This window comes from Halobacillus sp. AWM4_238 (assembly GCF_056158265.1).
In genome coordinates this window covers 1-2,500 of record NZ_JBSWSY010000002.1, presented here as the reverse complement: position 1 = coordinate 2,500, position 2,500 = coordinate 1, and the positions used below count along the sequence as shown (strand labels likewise).

The window sequence follows — 2,500 nt, the reverse complement described above, 5'->3', positions numbered from 1 at the left end:
CCGACTACTTGTAGGCACACGGTTTCAGGTTCTCTTTCACTCCCCTTCCGGGGTGCTTTTCACCTTTCCCTCACGGTACTGGTTCACTATCGGTCACTAGGGAGTATTTAGCCTTGGGAGATGGTCCTCCCGGATTCCGACGGAATTCCTCGTGTTCCGCCGTACTCAGGATCCACTCCGGAGGGAGAAAGATTTCGACTACAGGGCTGTTACCTGCTCTGGCTGACCTTTCCAGATCGATTCGTCTATCTTCCTCCTTGGTAACTCCAATGGAGTGTCCTACAACCCCAGAAAGCAAGCTTTCTGGTTTGGGCTGATTCCGTTTCGCTCGCCGCTACTCAGGAAATCGCGTTTGCTTTCTCTTCCTCCGGGTACTTAGATGTTTCAGTTCCCCGGGTGTGCCTGCCTATACCTATGTATTCAGTATAGGATACTGTTCCATTACGAACAGTGGGTTTCCCCATTCGGAAATCTCCGGGTCAAAGCCTACTTACGGCTCGCCGGAGCATATCGGTGTTAGTCCCGTCCTTCATCGGCTCCTAGTACCAAGGCATCCACCGTGCGCCCTTATTCACTTAACTATCGTCGTGAAAAGACGTTTACAATTTCAATTAGATGTCTTGTCATCAAATGTCTCATCGTTAGATGAAGACAATGATTCCTTATCCAGTTTTCAAGGTTCACAAGTTGAAAGATCGTTTGATCTCTCAAAACTGAACAACCAACACAGTACGTTTCCGTTATATCCTTAGAAAGGAGGTGATCCAGCCGCACCTTCCGATACGGCTACCTTGTTACGACTTCACCCCAATCATTGGCCCCACCTTCGGCGGCTGGCTCCAAAAAGGTTACCTCACCGACTTCGGGTGTTGCCAACTCTCGTGGTGTGACGGGCGGTGTGTACAAGGCCCGGGAACGTATTCACCGCGGCATGCTGATCCGCGATTACTAGCGATTCCGGCTTCATGCAGGCGAGTTGCAGCCTGCAATCCGAACTGAGAATGGTTTTATGGGATTTGCTACACCTCGCGGCTTCGCTGCCCTTTGTACCATCCATTGTAGCACGTGTGTAGCCCAGGTCATAAGGGGCATGATGATTTGACGTCATCCCCGCCTTCCTCCGGTTTGTCACCGGCAGTCACCTTAGAGTGCCCAACTAAATGCTGGCAACTAAGATTAGGGGTTGCGCTCGTTGCGGGACTTAACCCAACATCTCACGACACGAGCTGACGACAACCATGCACCACCTGTCACTTGGTCCCCGAAGGGAAAGCCCTATCTCTAGGGTTGTCCAAGGATGTCAAGACCTGGTAAGGTTCTTCGCGTTGCTTCGAATTAAACCACATGCTCCACCGCTTGTGCGGGCCCCCGTCAATTCCTTTGAGTTTCAGCCTTGCGGCCGTACTCCCCAGGCGGAGTGCTTAATGCGTTAACTTCAGCACTAAGGGGTGGAAGCCCCCTAACACCTAGCACTCATCGTTTACGGCGTGGACTACCAGGGTATCTAATCCTGTTTGCTACCCACGCTTTCGCACCTCAGCGTCAGAAACAGACCAGAGAGTCGCCTTCGCCACTGGTGTTCCTCCACATATCTACGCATTTCACCGCTACACGTGGAATTCCACTCTCCTCTTCTGTCCTCAAGTTCCCCAGTTTCCAATGACCCTCCACGGTTGAGCCGTGGGCTTTCACATCAGACTTAAGGAACCGCCTGCGCGCGCTTTACGCCCAATAATTCCGGACAACGCTTGCCCCCTACGTATTACCGCGGCTGCTGGCACGTAGTTAGCCGGGGCTTCCTCGTTAGGTACCGTCAAGGTACCGTTCTATTCGCACGGTACTTGTTCTTCCCTAACAACAGAACTTTACGATCCGAAGACCTTCATCGTTCACGCGGCGTTGCTCCGTCAGACTTTCGTCCATTGCGGAAGATTCCCTACTGCTGCCTCCCGTAGGAGTCTGGGCCGTGTCTCAGTCCCAGTGTGGCCGATCACCCTCTCAGGTCGGCTACGCATCGTCGCCTTGGTGAGCCGTTACCTCACCAACTAGCTAATGCGCCGCGGGCCCATCTGTAAGTGATAGCAAGAAGCCATCTTTCAACTTTCCTTCATGCGAAAGAAAGTATTACCCGGCATTAGCCCCGGTTTCCCGGGGTTATTCCGATCTTACAGGCAGGTTGCCCACGTGTTACTCACCCGTCCGCCGCTCGTTCCACGAGCTTCACCCCGAAGGGATCCACTCGCTTCCCGCGCTCGACTTGCATGTATTAGGCACGCCGCCAGCGTTCGTCCTGAGCCAGGATCAAACTCTCCATAAAAGTTAAGTTTGACTTGCTCATTTGCACACCAAATGTGCTTGTTTCAAATTTCTTCAATAAAGAAGAAATGTTTTGACGTACTGGTTGGTTCGTTCAGTTTTCAAAGATCAAATGTTTTGTCCGCCGTTTAAAAACAGCGACTTAATTAATATATCATGTGCAGTTGTTTTCGTCAACAACTTT

At 51.7% G+C, this 2,500-nt stretch carries 2 rRNA genes (1 of these 2 cut by a window edge); both read right to left on the bottom strand.

What is annotated here, in order from left to right:
* Positions 1–581, bottom strand: a 23S ribosomal RNA gene (locus tag ACXACN_RS00055); it reaches 2,335 nt to the left of the window's first position.
* Between the two features lie 171 nt (positions 582–752).
* Positions 753–2,317 (bottom strand): 16S ribosomal RNA (locus tag ACXACN_RS00050).
* The 16S and 23S rRNA genes sit together here, the layout of an rRNA operon.
* Positions 2,318–2,500 lie beyond the last annotated feature (183 nt).